12 protein-coding genes and 1 pseudogene are annotated in these 20,979 nt (G+C 68.6%); 2 read left to right on the plus strand and 11 right to left on the minus strand.

The annotated features are described in order from the left end of the window. Positions 1 to 135 precede the first annotated feature (135 nt). The 7 genes and pseudogenes from QE373_RS13370 to pilG form a co-directional block, all read right to left on the minus strand. Positions 136 to 597, minus strand: a complete 462-nt coding sequence (locus tag QE373_RS13370; protein ID WP_057508180.1) for a chemotaxis protein CheW — start codon at positions 595 to 597, stop codon at positions 136 to 138. Beyond that, on the minus strand, positions 594 to 1,934 hold the full coding sequence (locus QE373_RS13375) for a chemotaxis protein CheB (RefSeq protein ID WP_309687360.1): 1,341 nt from the start codon (positions 1,932 to 1,934) through the stop codon (positions 594 to 596). Before QE373_RS13375 ends, QE373_RS13370 begins: the two co-directional genes overlap by 4 nt. Further along, a pseudogene (locus tag QE373_RS13380) lies at positions 1,921 to 8,600 on the minus strand (Hpt domain-containing protein). The gene QE373_RS13375 and the pseudogene QE373_RS13380 overlap by 14 nt, the downstream one beginning before the upstream one ends. A 111-nt stretch (positions 8,601 to 8,711) precedes the next feature. Next, the gene (locus tag QE373_RS13385; protein ID WP_123699544.1) at positions 8,712 to 10,748 is read right to left on the minus strand and encodes a methyl-accepting chemotaxis protein; all 2,037 of its coding nucleotides are present in this window, start codon (positions 10,746 to 10,748) and stop codon (positions 8,712 to 8,714) included. 46 nt (positions 10,749 to 10,794) lie between these two features. Continuing rightward, positions 10,795 to 11,325 (minus strand): chemotaxis protein CheW, encoded by a 531-nt coding sequence (locus QE373_RS13390; protein ID WP_057508184.1) that lies wholly within the window; start codon positions 11,323 to 11,325, stop codon positions 10,795 to 10,797. Further along, complete coding sequence (locus QE373_RS13395) at positions 11,325 to 11,687, minus strand: response regulator (protein ID WP_057508185.1); 363 nt, start codon at positions 11,685 to 11,687, stop codon at positions 11,325 to 11,327. Before QE373_RS13395 ends, QE373_RS13390 begins: the two co-directional genes overlap by 1 nt. Positions 11,688 to 11,705: 18 nt before the next feature. Then, positions 11,706 to 12,107, minus strand: coding sequence for a twitching motility response regulator PilG (gene pilG, locus QE373_RS13400; protein WP_042614342.1), 402 nt, complete (start codon positions 12,105 to 12,107; stop codon positions 11,706 to 11,708). A gap of 226 nt (positions 12,108 to 12,333) precedes the next feature. Here pilG and gshB point away from each other — a divergent pair, with 226 nt between their 5' ends. Beyond that, entirely contained in the window at positions 12,334 to 13,284 is a 951-nt protein-coding gene (gene gshB, locus QE373_RS13405) for a glutathione synthase (protein WP_309687366.1), read from the plus strand. Beyond that, positions 13,281 to 14,159, plus strand: a complete 879-nt coding sequence (locus tag QE373_RS13410) for an energy transducer TonB (protein ID WP_309687368.1) — start codon at positions 13,281 to 13,283, stop codon at positions 14,157 to 14,159. The genes gshB and QE373_RS13410 overlap by 4 nt, the downstream gene beginning before the upstream one ends. 514 nt (positions 14,160 to 14,673) lie before the next feature. Here the strand turns inward: QE373_RS13410 and tsaB are convergent. From tsaB to mrcB, 4 genes are all read right to left on the minus strand, one after another. After that, entirely contained in the window at positions 14,674 to 15,378 is a 705-nt protein-coding gene (gene tsaB, locus QE373_RS13415; protein WP_309687371.1) for a tRNA (adenosine(37)-N6)-threonylcarbamoyltransferase complex dimerization subunit type 1 TsaB, read from the minus strand. Between the two features lie 11 nt (positions 15,379 to 15,389). Beyond that, positions 15,390 to 17,426, minus strand: coding sequence for an ATP-dependent DNA helicase (locus QE373_RS13420; protein WP_309687374.1), 2,037 nt, complete (start codon positions 17,424 to 17,426; stop codon positions 15,390 to 15,392). A gap of 539 nt (positions 17,427 to 17,965) precedes the next feature. Beyond that, positions 17,966 to 18,493 (minus strand): hypothetical protein, encoded by a 528-nt coding sequence (locus QE373_RS13425; protein ID WP_309687376.1) that lies wholly within the window; start codon positions 18,491 to 18,493, stop codon positions 17,966 to 17,968. A gap of 5 nt (positions 18,494 to 18,498) precedes the next feature. Next, complete coding sequence (gene mrcB / locus QE373_RS13430) at positions 18,499 to 20,925, minus strand: penicillin-binding protein 1B (protein ID WP_309687379.1); 2,427 nt, start codon at positions 20,923 to 20,925, stop codon at positions 18,499 to 18,501. Positions 20,926 to 20,979: the final 54 nt, after the last annotated feature.

Raw genomic sequence — 20,979 nt, forward strand, 5'->3', positions numbered from 1 at the left:
CGTTGCGCTCGCCGAGCATGGCTCGGCGCTACCAGTGCATCGGCGAGGACGCCGGTAGTGACGGCCGCTGGCCGTCATGCGGCTGCCGGGACGAGGCGGTGACGACCACCGGTCGTCACCCGCCGGTTCGCTTCTTCAGTGCAGCGAATCCAGCGCGGTTTCCACCGCGTCCAGGTTCGGCAGCAGCGCGCTCTGCTCACCCAGCAGCACGCGCATGTGCACGCTGTCGGGAAGCGTTTCTTCGGAAGCGTCGGCCAGCAGGCCATCGCGCGGCACCGAAATCAGCTGCGGGAAGCTCTGCGTCAGCAACGCGAAATACGGGCGCTGCGCGTTGCCGGCCAGTGCCTTGAGCACCACGACCTTGTTGTTGCCGCCGATGCTTTCCTCGCCCAGCCCGGACAGCCGTGCGAACGACACCAGCGGCACGTCCCAGCCGTGCCAGGCCAGCGTACCCAGCAGCCAGTCAGGACCTTCGGCGCTCGCCTGCACCTGCACCTTGGCCATCATTTCGGCCACGGTGGCATTGGGCAGCAGCACGCGTTCGGGACCGGACTGGATCAGGACCCCGCGGATTTCATCGTTGTTGGCATGGCTCACTGCGCTTCCCCTTGTTCCGGACGTGCCCAACGGGCACTGATGGCCTGTGCGAGCTCCTGCGGCTCACCGGCGAACATGCCGGCAGCCACCACGGCGGTGGCCGCAGCGGGGTCGTAGCAGCCCTCGCCCACCTGGCCGCCCACCCACGCGCCGGCCTCGGCCAGCGTCAGTGCCGGGTCGACCTGCAGCAGGTCGGCGCCGCTGAGCAGGATGACCGCGCTTTCGCCCGGCGGAAGCCGCGCCAGCTCCAGGCCCTGGGGCCGGCTTTCGAAATACAGTCCGCCGTCGCGCAACGCGGTGGCGCTGTCGTCGGAGAGGATGTAGACGTGGCCTTGCAGCACATCGGCGCCGGTCTCCGCCAGCAGCACCGGCAGTGGCGAAACGCGCGCCATCTGCTTGACCAGGTTGCCGTAGCGCGCGCCGTCCAGCGGCATCCGCACCAACAGCGGCACGTCCAGCGCCGACGGCAGCGCCGCCAGCAGGCGCCGCAGCGCATCCGGACCGCCTATGCCGGCCAGCACCACCACCGCGCCGCGGGCGCCGCGGCGTGGCCCGGTGCCGGGCGGCGTGTCTTCCATGTCCACCAGTGAAAGGTGTGCCGAATCGAACACCGGCAACGCCGGCGGCGCGGCGGCCTCGCGGGTCACCGCGGCCGGTGCGCTGTCCTCGTCGAGCAGCGCCCAGCGGCTGTGGTCACCCAGCGGCGGCGGCGCCACCGCGCCTGCATCGGCCGGCGTGGCAGGGGCGTCGCTGTCGGCGTCGGCGCGGGCCTGCGGCAGGTTCGCCGCCAGCGCCTGTTCCAGCGTCTGCGGTTCCTGCCAGTGCGCGGGGGCCTCATACAGGCTGTCGCCCGCCAGCAGATCCGCCGCGTCGGCCGCTTCGTCCAGGTGGAAATCCAGCGGCGCATCGACGTGCAGCTGGGCCGGCGTGTCCGGCATGCCGGGTTCGATCTGCAGGTCTTCTTCGACTTCCGCACCGGGTGGCAGCACCTGGCGGTGACCATGCAACTTGGCGGCCAGATGGCGCGCCCAACGCTGGGTTTCCCAGCCTTCGCGGCGTGCCGCCAGTTCGGCCTCGTCGAACACCAGGGTGAACGCCGGCGAAGACAGTGCGTCGTCCAGTCGCTCCAGCGCCGCTTCCACCGCGGGTTCCAGCGCGATCACCACGGCCTGCGGGGCAACCGCGATCAGCGTCGCGGCGTCCAGCACATCCGGGTCTTCTTCCAGCACCAGCGCCACGTCGGCCTGCACCAGCGCTTCGCGCAGGCGGTCACGGGCCGCGCCCGGGCGTGCCAGCAGCGCGACGGCCGGCGGCAGGCTTGCATCATTCTCGGACACGGGCGATCCCCAGCAGGTCGTACACGTTACGCATCAGGTCCAGCTCCTGGTACGGCTTGCCCAGGTAACGCTGCACGCCGATTTCGAAAGCGCGCTGGCGATGCTTGTCGCCGCTGCGCGAGGTGATCATCACGATCGGCACATCGCGGTAACGAGGATCGGCGCGCATCGCGGTAGCCAGCTCGTAACCGTCCATGCGCGGCATTTCGATGTCCAGCAGCATCAGGTCCGGCACGCGTTCTTCCAGCCGTTCCAGCGCTTCCACGCCATCGCGCGCCACGCTGACGTCGAAGTTGTGGCGTTCCAGGATGCGGCTGGTGACCTTGCGCATGGTCAGCGAATCGTCGACCACCATCACCACCGGCACCTGGCGCTGCTGTTCCAGTTCGGCCACCGGCAGCGGACGCTCCGGGTTGGCGACGAAGCGGCGCACCAGCGGTGCCACGTCCAGGATCACCACCACGCGGCCATCGCCGGTGATGGTGGCACCGTAGATGCCCGGGACCGACGCGATCTGCAGGCCGACCGGCTTCACCACGATTTCGCGGTTGCCCAGCACCTGGTCGATCGCCACGGCGGCACGCAGGTCGCCCGCACGCACCAGCAGCAGCGGCACCTGGGCCTGCCCTTCGGCACGTGCCGGGGCCTGGCCGATCAGGCTGCCCAGGTCATGCAGGGTGTAGTCCTCGCCGCTGTAGCGGTAGGTGCTGTCGCCTGCCTCGAAACGTTCGCGCGAAATGCGGCCGATGCCACTGACCGAACCCACCGGGACGGCAAAGGTGGTCTCGCCGATCTGCACGAACACCGCCTGGGTGACGGCCAGCGTCTGCGGCAGGCGCAGGGTGAAACGAGCGCCCTGTCCGCGGACCGAGTGGATTTCCACGCTGCCGCCGAGCTGGCGCACTTCATTGCGCACCACGTCCATCCCCACGCCGCGCCCGGCCAGCTGGCTGAGCTGGTCGGCGGTGCTGAAGCCGGAAGCGAAGATCAGGTTGTCCAGTTCGTTGTCGGCCAAGGCGGCATCGGCCTGGATCAGCCCGCGTTCCAGCGCGCGCCGACGGATCGCTTCGCGGTCCAGTCCGGCACCATCGTCAGCCACGTCGAGCACGATTTCAGAGCCTTCGCGGTGCAGGCGCAGCGATATCTCGCCTTCCACCGGCTTGCCCGCCGCACGTCGCTGTTCGGCCGTTTCCAGGCCGTGGGCGACGGAGTTGCGCAGCATGTGTTCCAGCGGCGCCACCATGCGATCCAGCACGTTGCGATCAAGTTCGCCGTGGGTTCCTTCCAGCGTCAGGTGGACCTGCTTGCCGGTATCGGTACCGGCTTGGCGGACCACGCGACGCAGGCGCGGCACCAGCCCGTCGAAGGGCACCATGCGCGCACGCATCAGCCCATCCTGCAGTTCCGAGCTGACCCGCGACTGCTGTTGCAGCAGCGAATCGTACTGGCGCGAGAGGTCGTCCAGCACCCCCTGCAGGCCGCCAAGGTCGGCTGCCGATTCGTTCAGCGCGCGGCTGAGCTGCTGCAGCGTGGAGAAGCGGTCCAGTTCCAGCGGATCGAAGCTGTGGTCGGCCTGCTCCTGCTCGCGCTGGTAACGGGCAACGATCTGCGCCTCGGTTTCCAGGTCCAGGCGGCGCAGCTGGTCGCGCAGACGCGCATTGGTGCGGTCCAGTTCGCCCATGGCGCCGCGGAAGGCACCCAGCTGCTGTTCCAGCCGCGAGCGGTAGATCGCCACTTCACCGGCGTGGTTGACCAGGCGGTCGAGCAGGTCGGCACGCACGCGCACCTGTTCCTGCTGCGGACGCGCGCCGCCTTCTTCCTCGCCGCCGGCTTCCACCGGCAACGGCGCGGACAGCGGCAGGCTGGCGATGAGCGCGGCGGCGCTGGACGCGGCAGCGGTCGGTTCTTCTGCCTCGGCCTGCGTGGCCGGGCGGCCCTGGGTGCGTGCCTCGAAGGCGGCCACCAGGTCATCGGCCGCCGCCACCTGGCGATGGTTGCCGGTGAGGGTCAGCATCTGGTGCAGGCGGTCGAAGCCACGCTCCAGCAGCTGCACATCGCTGTGTTCGATGCTGGTGCGTCCGGCGAACACTGCTTCCAGCAGCGATTCGATGCCGTGGCCAAGATCACCGATCGGGTTGATGCCGGCCATGCGCGCGCCGCCCTTCAGCGTGTGCAGGTCGCGCTGCAGGCCGGCCAACGGCTCACGGTCCTCCGGCGTGCTGCGCAGCTCGCTGATCAGGCCATCGCAGTGGTCAAGCAGGTCCTTGCCTTCCTCGACGAAGATGTCGACCAGCTCGCGGTCCAGCACGCTGAAGTCCAGCGCATCGGCGGCCACCTCGGTGTCTGCTTCGACGGCTTCGACGGCTTCGACTGCTTCGCTGGTTTCGACCGTGACACCGTCGTCTGCTTCGACGTCCTCGGCATGGTAAGCGGCCTGCAGGGAAACGTCCTGCACTTCCTGCAGCGCCTCGGCGCCGGCAGCGTCCACGGCAGACAGTTCGTCTGCTGCGACGCCAGCGTCGATGGCGGAATCTGCTGCCGGTGCAGCAACTGCCTCCATTTCGAAATACGGCTGCTGAGCGGCTTCTGCTTCGGCTTCTGCTTCGGCTTCTGCTTCGGCTTCTGCTTCGGCTTCGGCTTCGGCTTCGGCTTCTGCCTCTGCTTCGGCTTCGGCTTCGGCGGCAGTCGGCTCCGGTTGATCGACCTGCGGTGACAGGGACGGGGCCTGGTCTTCGATGAACTCGCCAAAGGGCGCTTCGTCGTCTACCGATGCATCGTGGCCGGCAACGGAGACTGCCTCGTCGGCGTCATCCTCGACTGCGTCGTCGATGACGTGCAGCCCTTCTTCCAGCGCTTCCTGCAGCGACACCGCATCGCCGAACGCCGCGCTGCCCTGCAGTTGTTCGGGCAGCGCATCCTGCGCCTGGTCATCGCCCGCCTCGAAGCGGGGCTCGAGCGGTTGCCCATGCGGCGCCAGCGCTTCGATCGCACCCGGCACGTAGCTGTCAGGAAGTGCAGCATGCGCTGCATCATCCAGGTACAGCGACAGATCCTCTGCGCCGGTCAGCTGGACCTCGACATCGCGGTCCTGCACCGGTTCGCCGGTGACCTGCGCGCTGTCTTCGGCGGTTCCGGCAGCGTCTTCGGCCTCTGCAATGAAGACCGGTCCGGCGTCCCATTCGTGGCCATCAGACGAGGCCGGGGCCGGATCCAGGAACGAGGAAAGATCGTGGGCGCCGGTCAATTCCACCGCGGTATCGGCAGCGTCGGCAGACGCTGCGATCTGCTCGTCGCGCGAGTCATCCGGGACCGGTGCGGTGTGTCCATGCTCGGGCAGCAAGCCGGATTCGCTGACCTGCAGTTCGCCGTCGTCCACCATCGCTTCGGCGATCTGCTCGACCTCGGCCTGCTGGACCAGATCCGCAAAGTCGATCGCATCGACATCGCCGTCGGCATTGCTGGCTTCGGTGGCATCGCCGGCATCTTCCTCCTGCGCCTCTTCAGGCGCATCGGAGACGTCTCCCAGCACCGGCCAACGCGCTTCCGGCAGGGTCGCGGCGAGCGCCTGCAGGCGTTCGGCAAGCGCCTGCTGCAGCGGCACGCGGGGCGATTCGGCCTGCAGCGCCAGCATGGTGGCTTCGATCGCGCGCGCAGTGGCATCCAGCGCGTGCACGCCGTCATGGCTGGGCACTTCGGACGCCGCCAGCGAGCGCTTGATGTAGCTTTCGGCCGCACCGGTGACCGAAGTGATCTCCGGCACATCGGTCATAGCGAAGGCACCGTTCATGGTGTGCACGGCGCGCAGCAGCGGGTCGGAGACCGGCTGCGGTTCGACCCGCGACGATGCCAGCCACCCGTGCAGGGTGGCCATGTGCGCTTCCACTTCGGCTTCCAGGATCTCGCGCAGCACGCTGTCGATGCTGGCCGGCGCGCCCTCCAGCGACGCTGCCGCCGCATCGGTGGCGAACGCCGCTTCCAGCGCATCGATCCCGGGCTGCTCGTCCGCTGCGGAACCCGTGGCCGCCACCGGATGGGCGGGCAGCGGCACGTGGAAGGTTTCTTCGCCGGCGCCGACGCGGTCGGCAATCGACTGCAGCGCCTGCAGGTCCGCGCTGACGCGCTGGCCACTGCGCAGCGCTGCATTGAGTTCGGGCAGGGCGTGGTAAGCCTGTTCCACCACGGCCACCACCGCCGGCGTTGCCGGGCGGGAGCCATCCAGCACGCGGTTGAGCATGCCTTCGATCTTCCAGGCAAACTCGCCCAGCGTACGCGCGCCCACCAGGCGGCCACTGCCCTTCAGGGTGTGGAATACGCGGCGGATCGGGCGCAGCCGGTCCATGTTGTCCGGTTGCGCGCGCCAGGCCGGCAGCAGCCCGCCCAGGTTGATCAGTTCTTCGTCGAACTCTTCCAGGAACACCTCGCGGATATCCTGGTCGATGTTCTCGGCCTGCTCGTCGAACCCACCGTCAAGCGTTTCGGCGGTGGCAACGGGCGTTTCGGCCAGCACCGGTGCCTGCGGCTCCGGCTGCGGATTGAAGTCCGCCGCCGCGGCGGCCAGCTCGGCCAGGAAACGTGCATCGGCATCGTCGAGCGCAACGGCCGCGGCCGGCGGCGCGTCGACGTCGATCGACGGCTCGGTTGCCGTCGGCGCGAACGCTGGCGGTTCGGCTGGGGTGATGACATCGAAACCTGCCGGCGCTTCGATGACCGAGGCTTCCAGCGCTTCCAACGACAGGACATCGTCGGCGCGACTGATGGCGCCCTCGTCGAAGTGGAAGCTGACCGGCATGACCGCATCGTCTTCCGCCTCGACTTCGGCGAGCACCGGGTCGAAGTCAGCGCCATCGATCAGCAGCAGGCCCTCGTCGGTATCGCCGAGCACTCCCGGCACGTCGCCGAGGGTAGGCTGGGCATCGGCCACGGCCGTCAGATCCACCTGGGCGATCGGTTCGACCGTCCAGCGCGTGGCATCGGCGGCATCTTCTGCGACGACCGGATCGAAATCGGTGAAGGTCGGCGCGCGGCTGTCGTTCGCATCCGCTTCCGCGTGGAAGCTGCCGAGTTCCCAGGCCGGGACCGGCGGCGGAACCGCGGTGGTCGCGGCGAACACCAGCGTCGGTGCGGTCGGTTCGGTCGCTGCGCGCTGCAGGGGCGCGTGTCGTCGGAGGCCTCGACCGACGGGGCTGCGACGTCTTCGTCGGCAACGTCCGCTGCGGTTTCCAGCACCTGCGCCTGCACGGTCGGCGCGGCGTCGAACACGAAGTCCGGCAGTGGCGGCGGGACCTGCGCGGGGGCGGCAGCCAGCGGCGGCAGCTCCAGCGTTTCCAGCCCCGGCACCGTGAGCGGCGGCGGCAGCACGGCTTCGCGCTGCACCGGCTGCGGCGCCGCTTCGGCGTTCGGTTCGACGGCGGCCGCGCTGGCGACCGGCAACGGCCAGTAGCGCAGGGCTTCCAGGCTGCTGCGGGTGATGTCCAGGATGCTTTCGCGTCCGGCGCGACGATCGCGCAGGGCTTCCAGGTAGTACTCCAGGCTGGCCATCGCATCGGCCAGCGTGTCCAGCTGGCGTCCGCTGGGCACGCGCTGGCGACCGATCAACTCGGCGTCGATGTAGAGCTGGACGCCCTTCAGGTAGTCGGCCGGTACCGGCAGGTCGAGCATGCGCAGCGCGCCGCCGACTTCGCCCAGCAGGCGCGGTACGTCCTGCAGCTGTTCGTGGTTCCAGTTGGTTTCGATGAAGGCGACGAAGTGCTCACGGGCCACGGTGAAGTTGGCGATCGCTTCGTGCGCCAGCACTTCCAGCGTGCGCCGGGTTTCAGCGGCGGACGGGTCGTCTTCGCCGCTGCCGGTGGCGCCCAGGTGGGCGACCTGGTCATCCAGCGAGGCGTCCACGTACAGCAGCGCACCGGCCACGTCGAGCAGCAGGCTCTCGTCGATCTGCTGCTCGCCCGCGACGACGCTGCTGAGCGCATCGCGCTGCTGCACCACCACGTTGCGCGCGACGTCCAGGCCCATCATGGCCAGCGTATCGCCCACCGCGGCAAGTTCGTTGACCTGCTGCTGCAGCTGCTGCGGCTGTCCGCCGGTGCGCAGGTGCAGGTCCAGCGCATCCTTGATGCGCAGCAGTTCTTCCTTCACCGCATTGCCAACGGTGTCGAGCAGTTCGCGGTTGCGTCCGCTCAGGCTGCCACGGGCATGGTCGAGTTCGGCTTCGGTGGCGCCGACGCTGTCCGGCGCAAAGGCCAGCAGCACGCTTTCATTGATGCCGGCCACGCCACGCGCGGCACGGATTTCGTTGAGCAGCGGCAACAGCACGATCGGAATGTCGCGGTGGCCGTTCTGGAGGCGTTCCAGGTAATCCGGAAGCAGCACGCTGCCGCGCATCAGGGTCGCGCAGGATTCATCGCGCTCGGCGACCTCGCCACTGCCGATCGCCACGGCGAGCTGTTCAAGTTCCTCGGCCACCATCGCCGGTGCGTACAGCTCCACCATGCGCAGCGTGCCCTGCACCTGGTGCAGGTAGCCGGCGCACAGGCGCATGCGGCTGGCGTCGGCGGGCGCCTCGACGAAGTATTCGACCTCGTTGCGCACCTGGCGCAGGGTCTCATCCAGCTCCGGCTTCACCCAGCCCAAGGCGGCATGGCTCATTGCATCGCGCAGGGTACTCATGGGCGGACTCCGGTCGCCAGCGAACGCATGCCGCGCGGGGCATGGCATGCAGTGTGGCGGAAATAGTGACGATGCTTCATCAGATGATCCTTGCTTCCCCGTACTGCCGGCTTACGCCGGCAGCTTGAAGTCGGCGACCGAGCGGCGAAGGTCGGCGGCCAGCTGTGCCAGGTGGCCGATCGATTCGGCGGTCTGTCCCGCACCCTGCGAGGTCTGGCCGGTGATCTGCCGGATCACGCCCATGGTATGGGTGATGTCCGATGCGGCCGACGACTGCTGCTGGGCGGCCACGGAGATGTTCTTGATGAGGTTGTTGAGGGCGTTGGACACGCGCTCGATCTCGGTCAGCGCGGTGCCGGCGTCTTCGGCCAGGCGTGCACCGGACACCACCTCGGCGGTGGTCTGCTCCATCGAGGTAACCGCTTCGTTGGTATCGGCCTGGATGGCCTGCACCAGGCCTTCGATGCGTCGCGTCGCACCGGAGGTGCGTTCTGCCAGGCGCTGCACTTCGTCGGCCACCACGGCGAAACCGCGACCGGCTTCACCGGCCGAAGCCGCCTGCACCGCGGCGTTCAAGGCCAGGATGTTGGTCTGCTCGGAAATGTCGTTGATCAGTTCCACGATCGAGCCGATTTCCTGCGAAGACTCACCCAGCCGCTTGATGCGCTTGGACGTTTCCTGGATCTGGTCGCGGATCTGGTCCATGCCCTGGATGGTTTCGCGCACCACGCCGGCACCTTCGGCGGCGATCACCACCGAGCGCTGCGCCACTTCGGCGGACTCGGAGGAGTTGCGCGACACCTGTTCGATGCTTGCCGCGATTTCGCCGATGCGGTCAGATGCGGTGGTGATCTGGTTGGCCTGGTGGCCTGCCGCTTCGGCCAGCTGCATCGCCGTGGCCTGGGTTTCCTGGGTGGACACGGCGACCTTGGCCGAGGTGTCGTTGATGGTGGTCACCAGGTGGCGCAGCTCGTCGACGGCGTAGTTGATGGCGTCTGCGATGGCGCCGGTCATGTCTTCGGTCACCGACGCTTTCACGGTCAGGTCACCCTCACCGAGCGAGCTGATTTCATCCAGCAGCCGCATGATGGCCTGCTGGTTGCGGCTGTTGAATTCCACCTGGGTCTGGTAACGCAGCTCCTGCTCGCGCGAACGTCCGCGCACCGAGGTGCTGACGAAGCCGATGATGGCGATCAGCGACAGGATGCCGGACACCACGCCGATCCAGAAATTGGGGAACAGGCGGGTATCGCTGACCGAGCCAAAGGACGAGAACGCGTTGAACAGGCCCTTGCTGTCGGCCAGCATGTCCGACGAACCCGCGGTCAGGCTGGCGGCGGCGGCCTGGGCGGCGAACAGCTGGCGCGAACTGGCCAGGATCGCATCGGCGTCGGTCTTCATCGCCGTCCACTGCTGCTGGGACTGCTCCAGCGCGGCCAGCGCGGCGGCGCCACGTACCGCGACGATGCCCATGTCTTCGTTACCGTTGCGCAGGCCGTCGAGCACCTGGCTGAACACGGTGATGTCGCGTGCCAATGCATCACCGGCCGCCGCGGCGGTCGAGCCACCGGCGCGCATTTCAGTGACCCGGCGCGCCATGGTGCCGGCGACCACGACCTGCTGCAGCGCGCTGTAGATCTGCGATGACGGTGCGCCGGAGGCACTCATCGCACGCACCACTTCGTTCAACTGGGCCTGCAGGCCCGGCACGGCACCGGTGAAGTTGTTGGCGTTGCCGGCCAGGGTCAGCACCGCCGGCTCGCTGGACACCAGCTGGGCGGCGCTCTTGGCCAGCGGCTGCCAGGTCGCGGCCAGCTTGCCGATCGGGGCGGACACACCGGGTTCGGTGCCGTAGCGGCCCTGCAGGGTGGCGACGTTTTCATCGATCGCGGCGCGGGTGGCCTTGAACGCGGTGAAGGCCTGCGCGTTGCCGGCCACTGCCTCTCGTCCCTGGTTGGCCAGCTGCTGTGACAGCACCTGCAGGTCGGCCGCCTTGGTGCTGGCGTCGGCCAGGCGGCTGCCCTGCCAGGTGGCCACGCCGGTGTTCAGGCCGAACAGGGCCATCGCCAGCAGCAGCAGGATCAACCACGCGTTGGTGCCACCGAGGCGCACCTTGGCCGCCTTGCTGGTATCGGAAGCAGTACTCATCGTTCAACCTCGATGTTCAATGCAATGCAGGAACGGAAACTGCGGTTCAGGCCGCGGCTTGCCGGAATTCGGGAGTGCGCGACAGCAGCGAGAGCGAGAAGACGCCCCAGTCGTGTTCGTCGGCATGGAAGGCACGTTCGACGAAGTGGGCGTAGCGCCCTTCGGCCAGTCCGCCCACCGCCACTTCCTGGTCCAGCTCGAAACTGCGCTGGCCGTAGAGTTCGTCGATGGTCAGGGCCACGTCGCCGCCGGCCTGGCGCATGACCAGCACGCGCTGGCCTTCCTGCTGCACCGTGCGCGCGCCTTCCAGGAACAGCTTCAGATCGATCACCGGGAACAGGTTGCCGCGCAGGTTGCCCACGCCGAGCAGCCAGGGCTGCGCGCAGGGCACCGGCGTGACCGGTGGCATCGGCACGATTTCCACCACTTCACGGAAGTCCGAGACCAGCCGGCGATGGCCGACCCGGTACCCGACGCCACGCCAGAGATCCTGCGCGAACTGGCGTTCCGGCAACTGCACCGCATGGGCCAGGCTGCGGCGCTCGTAGGCTTCGAGGATGTCGAAGGGAGAGCGCATCAGGACACCAGCTCGTTGATCCGCGCGATCAGGTCTTCCTCGCGCGGCGGCTTGACGATGTAATCGGCAGCCCCCTGGCGCAGGCCCCAGGCCTTGTCGGTTTCCATCGCCTTGGTGCTGACGATGATCACCGGGATGTGCTTGGTGGCCGCATCGCGGGCCAGTGCGCGGGTGGCCTGGAAGCCACTCATGCCCGGCAGGACGACGTCCATCAGCACCAGCTGTGGCAACTGGCTGCGGACCAGTTCCAGCCCGGCTTCGGCGTTGTCTGCCTCTTCGACTTCATGCCCTGCCTTGCGCAGCCATTGGCTGAACACCGCACGGTCGGTCGGTGAATCCTCGATCAGGACGATACGAGCCATTTTGCCTTTCCCCCCTGGTCAGGCGTTGACGTATGTGCGGATGGCACCCAGCAGTTCTTCGCGCGTGAAAGGCTTGGTCAGGTACTGCTCCGAGCCGACGATGCGCCCGCGCGCCTTGTCGAACAGACCATCCTTGGACGACAGCATGATCACCGGCGTCGACTTGAACAGCTGGTTGCCCTTGATCAGCGCACAGGTCTGATAGCCGTCAAGACGCGGCATCATGATGTCCACGAAGATGATCTGCGGCTGCTGGTCTGCGATCTTGGCCAAGGCCTCGAAGCCGTCGGTGGCGGTCACCACCTCGCAGCCTTCGCGTTTCAGCAGCGTTTCCGCCGTCCTTCGAATGGTCTTCGAATCGTCGATGACCATCACCCGGAGTCCTGCGAGCTCCCCGCCCGCAGTCATGTTCTCAGTCATTACCGTTCCCCATGCGCGGCACTTCGGTCGGCGCCGCTGCGAAGGCGTATCTATATCGCACTTGCGTGACCGCCAGCAAGTTCGGCGACGACTTTCGTGCGCGAGGCCCGTCCGGCCGTGGCGAAGGGGGGTGGATCGATTGGCCGCACGCACCGTTGCGCGCAGACAGGCGGGCACGCCGCGGGCGGAGCCGCTACCATCAGCACCTTGCCTGACAGGTGCCGCCATGCCGTTGAACGTCATCGTGGTGATGGACCCCATCGCCCATATCAAGATCGCCAAGGACACGACCTTCGCCATGCTGCTGGAGGCCCAGCGCCGCGGCCACGCCCTGCACTACGTGAAGCCCGGCGGATTGAGCCTGGACAACGGCCGCGCCGTCGCCCTCACCGCCCCGCTGCAGGTGCGCGACGACCCGACCGACTGGTACACCCTGGGCGGGTTCAGCCAGACGGTGTTCGGCCCCGGCCAGGTCGTGCTGATGCGCAAGGACCCGCCCGTGGATGCCGAGTTCATCTACGACACCCAGGTGCTCGACGTGGCCGCCACGGCAGGCGCGCGGGTGGTCAACAATCCGCAGGGCCTGCGCGATTACAACGAGAAACTGGCCGCCCTGCTGTTCCCGCAGTGCTGCCCCCCGACCCTGGTCAGCCGCGACGCCAAGGCGCTGAAGGCCTTCGTGCTGGAGCACGGCCAGGCGGTGCTGAAGCCGCTGGACGGCATGGGCGGACGTTCGATCTTCCGCAGCGGCACCGGTGATCCGAACCTCAACGTGATCCTGGAAACGCTGACCGACGGCAACCGCAAACTGACCTTGGCGCAGAAGTTCATCCCCGACATCACCGCCGGCGACAAGCGCATCCTGCTGGTGGACGGCGTGCCGGTGGATTACTGCCTGGCGCGGATCCCGCAGGGCGATGAATTCCGCGGCAACCTGGCCGCCGGCGGACGCGGCGAAGGCCGCCCGCTGAGCGAACGTGACCGCTGGATCGCCGCCCAGGTGGGCCCGGAGATGAAGCGGCGTGGCATGCGTTTCGTCGGCCTGGACGTGATCGGCGATTACCTCACCGAGGTCAACGTGACCAGCCCGACCTGCGTGCGTGAACTGGACGCGCAGTACGGCCTGAACATCGCCGGCCAGCTGTTCGACGCCATCGAGGCCGACCTGCCGCGATGAGCGCGATGGTTTCCCTCGCTGCCAGCGGCCGCGAATCACAGCGGCTGGGCGCGACCCTGGCCCTGTCCGTCGCCCTGCATGCGCTGCTGATCCTGGGCGTGGGGTTCGCGGTGCGCGGCGACGCCCCCCTGGTGCCGACGCTGGACGTGATCTTCACCCAGACCCAGACCGCGCTGACGCCCAGTCAGGCTGATTTCCTGGCCGCCGCCAGCCAGGTCGGCGGCGGTGAGCATGACAAGGCGATGCGTCCGCGCGAAAGCCAGGCCGGTGTGGTGCCGCAGGCGCTGCCCGGCAGCAGTCCCGTACCGCAGCAACGGCAGGATGCCGCTGCCCCGCCGCCACCGCAGTCGCGGGTGGTGAGCAGCCGCAATGGCGAAGAGCAGGTCGCCCGGGCCCAGCAGCAGCCGATGCCGGAACAGCCGCGCCCGGATGCGCCGTTGAACGCGCGCGAGCAGCGCGATGCCGAGATGGCCCGGCTCGCCGCCGAGGTGCACCTGCGCTCGGCGCAGTATGCGAAGCGGCCCAACCGCAAGTTCGTTTCCGCCAGCACCCGTGAGTACGCGTGGGCCAACTACCTGCGCGCCTGGGTCGACCGGGCAGAACGCGTGGGCAACCTGAACTACCCCGATGAAGCGCGCCAGCGTCGACTGGGCGGACAGGTGGTGATCACCGTGGGCGTGCGCCGCGATGGCAGCGTGGAAAGTGCGCGCATCCTGCGCTCCAGCGGGACCCCGCTGCTGGACGAGGCGGCCCTGCGGGTGGTGCGGCTGGCGCAGCCGTTCCCGGCGCTGCCGCAGACCAAGGATGACGTGGATATCCTGCAGGTGACCCGCACTTGGGCGTTCCTGCCCGGTGGCGAACTACGCGACGACTGAGGGTGTGTGTGCCGGGCTGCGCCCGGCGGCTGCTTGTTCGAGCAACGTCAACGTCAACGTCAACAGCTGCAGGGTTGCTTGCTGGCGCGGCGGGATGGCTTGGCGGGGGACGGCAAAAGCCGCTCCTGCGGGCCTCGATTCGCGCCATCCATGGCGCTCTACGCCCCCGCCAACCCACCCCGCCCCACCTTCGACAGGTCCATGGCGGCCATGGAACCTTCGGTAGCGCCGACCCATGGTCGGCGGAGGGTGGGGGGAATGGGGTCTGATGGACACCGCCGACCATGGGTCGGCGCTACCGCTCTTCCTTTTTTTCAATACGCGGCTGGCGGCGCCCCGGAACCTGTCAGGGGTCGGGCGGTGGGACTGAGCGGGGGCGTTGAGCGCCATGGATGGCGCGAAACGAGGCCCGCATGGATGCAGCTTCTGCCGTCCCCCGCACAGCCCCACCGCCCGACCCAGCGCCGGATACAGAAAGCCGCTACCCGCGAGGGGGTCCCACCCGTTCGCTGTGTCACCGCTGCCTGGACGCCCGCAACGCCTGTTGCTCAACCAGCGTCAATGCCACGTTGTCGCGCAGGTAGGCCGGTTCCACCCGCTCAGGAGCGATCGCTTCGCCGCGCGCCAGCATCGGCAGGGCGAGCGCCAGCACGTCCGAAGCATGCGGCAACGCGGTGGCGTCCACACAGCTCAATGCATCGCCCAACTGCGCCACGATCGCGCCCTCGGCCGCGGCAAAGCCGGTACCCACGCCGGCGCAGCGGATGCCCTCGGGCAGCACCACGGCCTGCGGCGGGCACACCCGCTCGGCATCCTGCAGCAGGGGCACGCCGTCGACCTGCTGGTAGCGGGCAACGTAGACCTCGCCCATCCGTGCATCGATGGCGGCCAACACCTGTCCTGCGTCGGCCGGCGCGCGCATCGCCAGCGCCTGCAGCGTGGAAACCGGGACCAGCGGACGATCCAGCGCGAGCGCAACGCCCTGCGCCAGCGCGATCGCCAGGCGCACGCCAGTGAACGCGCCGGGACCGCGGCCCAAGGCAATCGCATCGAGCTGCGAACGCGCGATGCCGGCTTCGGCAAGCAGTTCCTCGGCCCATGGCAGGGCCAGTTCCGCGTGTCGGCGCGGTGCGATCTCGAAGCGCTCACGCACCTCGCCATCCACGTGGACGGCAACGGAACAGGCTTCGGTGGACAGTTCAAAGGCGAGCAGTTTCATCGTGTCATTGTTCAGAACAGGGAGAGCGGCGTACCGGGCGGCAGCACGTCATCGTGAAGAGGCGCAGGCGCCGCCGGCGTCCATTGTGGGGCAAAGAACGCCTGTACATCGGCCAGCGCGCGGGTGCGCCGGAACGGCGGCAGCGAGTCCAGGAAGATCCGGCCATAGCCACGGTTGAGCAGCCGCGGGTCGCACAGCACCAGCACGCCACGGTCGGTCTCGCTGCGGATCAGCCGGCCAACGCCCTGCTTCAGCGCGATCACCGCCTGCGGCAGCTGCTCGTCGCGGAAGGGGTTGCCGCCCTGTGTCCGGATCGCATCCAGGCGGGCCTCGAACACCGGGTCATCCGGCGCGGCGAAGGGCAATTTGTCGATGACCACCACGCTCAACGCATCGCCGACCACGTCCACCCCCTCGCGGAAACTGGCCGAGCCCAGCAGCACGCCGTTGCCGGATTCGCGGAAGCGCTGCAGCAGCGTCGCACGCGGCGCCTCGCCCTGCACGAACAGCGGCCAAGGCCCGCCGCGCAGCGCCTCTGCGGCCTCGCGCAGCGCCCGATGCGATGCAAACAGCAGGAAGGCGCGCCCGTGCGAGGCCTCCAGTACCGGGCGCAGGGTGACGATCAGCGCGGTACCGAAACCCCGTGCGGCCGGGTCCGGCAGCCCTTCCGGCAGGTAGCACAGTGCCTGGGTTGGCCAGTCGAAGGGGCTGGGCTGGACCAGGGTGCGCGGGTCGTCCAAGCCCAGTCGCTGGGTGACGTGGTCGAACCCGCCGCCCACGGTCAACGTGGCCGAGGTGAATATCCACGCCGCCATCGTGCGTTGCCGGTGTTCGCGCAGTGGACCGGAGACATCCATCGGCGTGCGCTGGCAGCGGAATCCCCGCGGGGTCAGCTCGTACCACAGCACGTCACCGGCGTCGGCAGGCACCGCGTCCGGCTCGGCATTGAAGTCCGGCAGCGGCGCGTCATCGCCCAGCCAGCGGCCGAGCCGTGACACCGCCTCGCGCGCCCGCGCATGGCACGCGTCCAGCCCGGAGGAGGCCTCACGCAGGCTGTCCAGAACCTGCAACAGCGCGTGCAGTGCGCTCATCGCCGCATCGAAGCCATCGCGCACCTGCGGCACCGCCAGTGCACGCCCCTGCGTGCCGCGCTGCGGCAGCCCGTCCATCGCGGTACGCAGGTCGATCAACGCGTGCTCCAGCGCGGACACCGGCGCCTGCAATGCCGCCTGTGCGCCGGCGACGCTGCGCGCTTCCAGCAGGCAGTCGCGCGCCAGTTCCTGCCAGGGCCGCATGCCGAAGCCTTCGCCGAAGAACTGCGCGGCCAGTTCGGGCAGCTGGTGGGCTTCGTCGATCACGAAGGCCTCGGCGCCCGGCAACAGCTCGCCGAAGCCTTCCTGCTTCAACGCCAGGTCAGCCAGCAGCAGATGATGGTTGACCACGACCACGTCGGCAGCCTGGGCCCGCTGGCGCGCCTGCACCACGAAGCAGTCGTCGTAGTAAGCGCAGTCCGGCCCAAGGCAGTTGTCCACCGTGGAAGTGACCATCGGCAGCAGCGGGGAGTCATCGGCCAGGGCGTCCAGTTCGGCCATGTCGCCGTGCCGGGTGCGCCCGGACCAGGCCAGGATGCGCTGGAACTCGGCCGCCTGCTGGGGGGTGCTGAAACGCGGCTCGCCGCGGGCCTGTTGCAGGCGGTAGCGGCACAGGTAATTGGCACGCCCTTTCAGCAACGCGCTGCGGTGGCCGACACCGAGCGCCTGCCGCACGCGCGGCAGGTCGCGGTGGTACAGCTGGTCCTGCAGCGCACGGGTCCCGGTGGAGATGATGGTCTTCATGCCGGACAGCAGTACCGGCACCAGGTAGGCGTAGGTCTTGCCGGTGCCGGTGCCCGCTTCGGCCAGCAGCAGGTCGCGCTGCTGCAGCGTCTCGGCGATGGCTTCGGTCAGGCACAGCTGTGCCGGGCGCGGCACGAACGCGTCCAGGTGGGAGGCGAGCGCCCCGCCCTGGCTCAGCGCCTCGCGGCTGGCATGGACAAGATCAGGCTTCATCAGCGCTGACAGGATACCGGGTGGGGAGCGTTTTCGCCGGGCGGCGCCCGGCAGCGCAGAAGCTGACGTCAAGATCAAGGTCAACGTCAACGTCAACGTCAACAGCTGCAGGGCTGCTTGATGGTGGGGCGAGGTGAATTGGCGGGGGACGGCAAGAGCCGCTCCTGCGGGCCTCGATTCGCGCCATCCATGGCGCTCTACGCGCCCGCCAACCCACCCCGCCCCACCTTCGACAGGTCCATGGTGGCCATGGACAAAACAGGGGGTGGCAGGGGGGGAGAAACAGGGGGTCAGCGTCCTTTCGCGCAGCGAAAGGACGCTGACCCCTGCCTTTGTTCTTTTCATTACGCGGGTGGCGGCCCCCGGAACCTGTCAGCGGGTCGGGCGGGGAGGCTATGCGGGGCCTTGAGCGGCAGGAGCCGCGAAGAGCTACAAGGACGTACTTGCGCGTGCCCCGCATAGCCTCCCCGCCCGGCCCAGCCCCAGCGCCGGCTGCAGAAAGTGGCCACCCGCGAGGGGGTCCCACCCGTTCGCCAACCTCAGTAGCGCATGATCGGCGGCACGGTGCAGCTGGCAATCTGCGCATGCGCAGATACCGCATTCTCCTGCTCGCCGCGCGCCAGGCGCGATTGCTCAATCGTCGCCCAGTGCCGGCGGCACAACGGCCCGGTCTTGGAGCCCAGCTGGATCGCCTGCTGCGCGAACTGTTCAGCCGGCGCCCACTGGCCCTGCAGCAGCGAGATCTCGGCGCGCTCCTGCAACACTGCCGGATCTTCCGCCACCAGGCCCAGCGCCTGGTCCAGCTGCGCGGCAGCGGCCGCCAGGTCACCGGCCTGGCGCTGGGCGTGCGCAGACTGGCGCAGGTCGTCGACCTGCGGATCCCGCAACGGCGCCACCGACAGCTCCTTGTCATCAGGACCGGCGGCGGCTTCAACGGCGGCCATGCGCTGGGCCGGCGTGGTGGTATCCACCGGTGCCACCACCGGCGGCGGCGCGCTGACACAGGCAGCCAGCGAGGCGCTCAGCGCCAGCGCCAGCAGAGACACGCGCGGAAAACGGAAAGACATGGCAATCACCTCGGGGATGTCGAAGGCGCTGGCTGCGCCGAAGGTTCTGCCGGCGCGTCCGGCTTGGGATCCAGGCCGAACCAACTGCGCCAGCCCCCACCCTGCTCGCCGCCCTCTTCGGGCAGCGCGGCGGGCGGGGCACACGGCGCGTACGCCGGCGCGTAGCCGACCACGAACGGGAAGCGGCGTGCGCCCGGACAGGTTTCATCGGTCGATCCGGTGCCGCTGGCTTCAACGTACTGGTAGTCCAGGCCCTTGTCACTGACCCGCAGCGGCGCGGTCGGCAGCCGCGAGAAGATGCCGGACCAGACCCGCATCGCGCCGGTGGCGCCGAACAGGCCGGTCTGCTCGTTCTGGTCGTTGCCCATCCACACCACCGCCAGGTGGTCACCGGTGTAACCGGCATACCAGCTGTCACGGCCATCGTTGGAGGTACCGGTCTTGCCGGCGGCCTGCAGGCGCGCCAGGCCATCGGCGTTCAGGCGCTGCGCGGTACCGCTGGACACCACCTGCTGCAGGCCGATGCTGATCAGGTTGGCGGCAATCGAATCGCCTTCCTGGGCAGGCGCCGGGGTCTTGTCGTAGCGCTTCAGCAGCTTGCCCTGCGGGTCCAGCACGCCACGCACCGCATGCAGCGGCTGTATTTCACCGCCGGATGCCAGGAACTGGTACAGCTGGGCCATCGCATACGGGCTCTGGTCGGTCGCGCCCAGGATCACCGCCGGATTCGGCTCGGCCTTGATCCCGGCCAGCACGTGGATGAGCTGGGTCACCCGCTCCGGGCCCACCTGCATGCCGACCCGCACAGTGGCCTGGTTGTACGAATGCGCCAGCGCATCGACCAGCCGCACGGTGCCGTGGCTGCGGTTGTCCGCATTGCCCGGCGACCAGTTGCGGTTGCGCCCCAGCTTCACGGTGACCGGCGAATCATCCACCCAGCTGGCCAACGAATAACGGTCCGGCTGGGCAAGCGCCAGCAGGTACACGAACGGCTTGAGCAGCGAGCCGACCTGGCGCTGCGCCTCGATGGCCCGGTTGAAGCCCGGCGCGGAAACATCACGGTTGCCGACCACCGCCAGCACGTCACCGTTGTGCACGTCGGTCAGCACCAGCCCGGCCTGGATTTCCGGTCGCTTCTTGTTTTCCAGCGACTTCACGGTGCGGGTCACCGCCCCTTCGGCATAGGCCTGCGCGGACGGCGCCATGCCGCTCATCACGCTCATGCCTGCGCCCTGCAGCACGGATTCGGGGTAGTCATGACCGAGCTGGCGCCGCACCAGGTCGATGTAGGCCGGGAACCGGTTGGCGGCGACGATGCCGGGGTTCTTCGGCACGCCCAGCGGTGCCTTCACCGCGCGCTGGTACTCCGCATCATCGATCAGCGTGGCTTCGTGCAGCTTGCCCAGCACGAAGTTGCGCCGGTCCAGCGCACGCTCCGGGTTGCGCCGCGGATCGTAGTAGGACGGCCCCTTGACCAGTCCGATCAGCAGCGCGATGTGCTCGCTTTCCAGCGAAGCGAGATCGCGCCCGAACCAGAACTCGGCACCGGAGGACATGCCGTGGATCGCCTGGCTGCCGCGCTGGCCCAGATAGACCTGGTTGAGGTAGGCCTCGAAGATGGTGCGCTTGTCATACCGCGCTTCCATGATCAGCGCGAACAGCACCTCGTTGAATTTGCGGGTGACCGTCTGCTCCTTGCCGATGCCCAGCAGCCCGCTTCGTGCCAGCTGCTGGGTCAGCGTGGAAGCGCCCTGCCGGCTCTGTCCACCCGAGCGCACCGTCACCCACACCGCACGCGCGATGCCGGACAGATCGATGCCGTGGTGACGGTTGAAATCCTTGTCTTCCACCGCCTGCAGGCCGGTGACCAACAGGTCCGGCGCTTCCTCCATGCGGATCAGGCGGCGCTCTTCCTGCTTCTGCCCGTACAGCGTGGCGATGCGCGCAGGATCCATGCGCGCGGCCTTGAGCGCCTTGCGCCCTTCGGCATCACGCAGCGAGGCGATGCTGCCGCCGGACAGCGTCAGCTCCACCCGTCGCGGCGCCACGCGGCCGTCGACATCGTTGTAACCGCGGCTGGAAATGGTGAAGCGCGAGCCCTGCACCGCGTACGTCGCCGGCGCCTCACCGACGCCGTCATCGCGGTACGCCGAGGCGGCCAGCTCGGTCTTCAGCGTGGCAGCGTCCATTGCCTTGCCAGGCACCAGCACCAGCGGTCGCGCGTACACCCGCGTGGGGATCTGCCAGCGCAGCTCGCCGAAGCGCTGGGTCACCTGATGGTTCAGGTAGACCGTATACGGAATGAGGAAGCCCAGCCCAAGCGCAACGGCGGCCATGCTCCAGGTGATCAACCGGCGGCGCCAGGGCGAGGGGCCGGTCTCGTTGTCGTCGTCGAGATCGTCGATGTCGTCGGAATCGTAGCGTCGGGGCACAGGCAGGGCGCGATATTTGAATGCGCCGAGTCTACCCCAGCCCTCGCGAAGACC

Source organism: Stenotrophomonas sp. SORGH_AS_0321 (genome assembly GCF_031453215.1).
Lineage (GTDB): Bacteria > Pseudomonadota > Gammaproteobacteria > Xanthomonadales > Xanthomonadaceae > Stenotrophomonas > Stenotrophomonas chelatiphaga.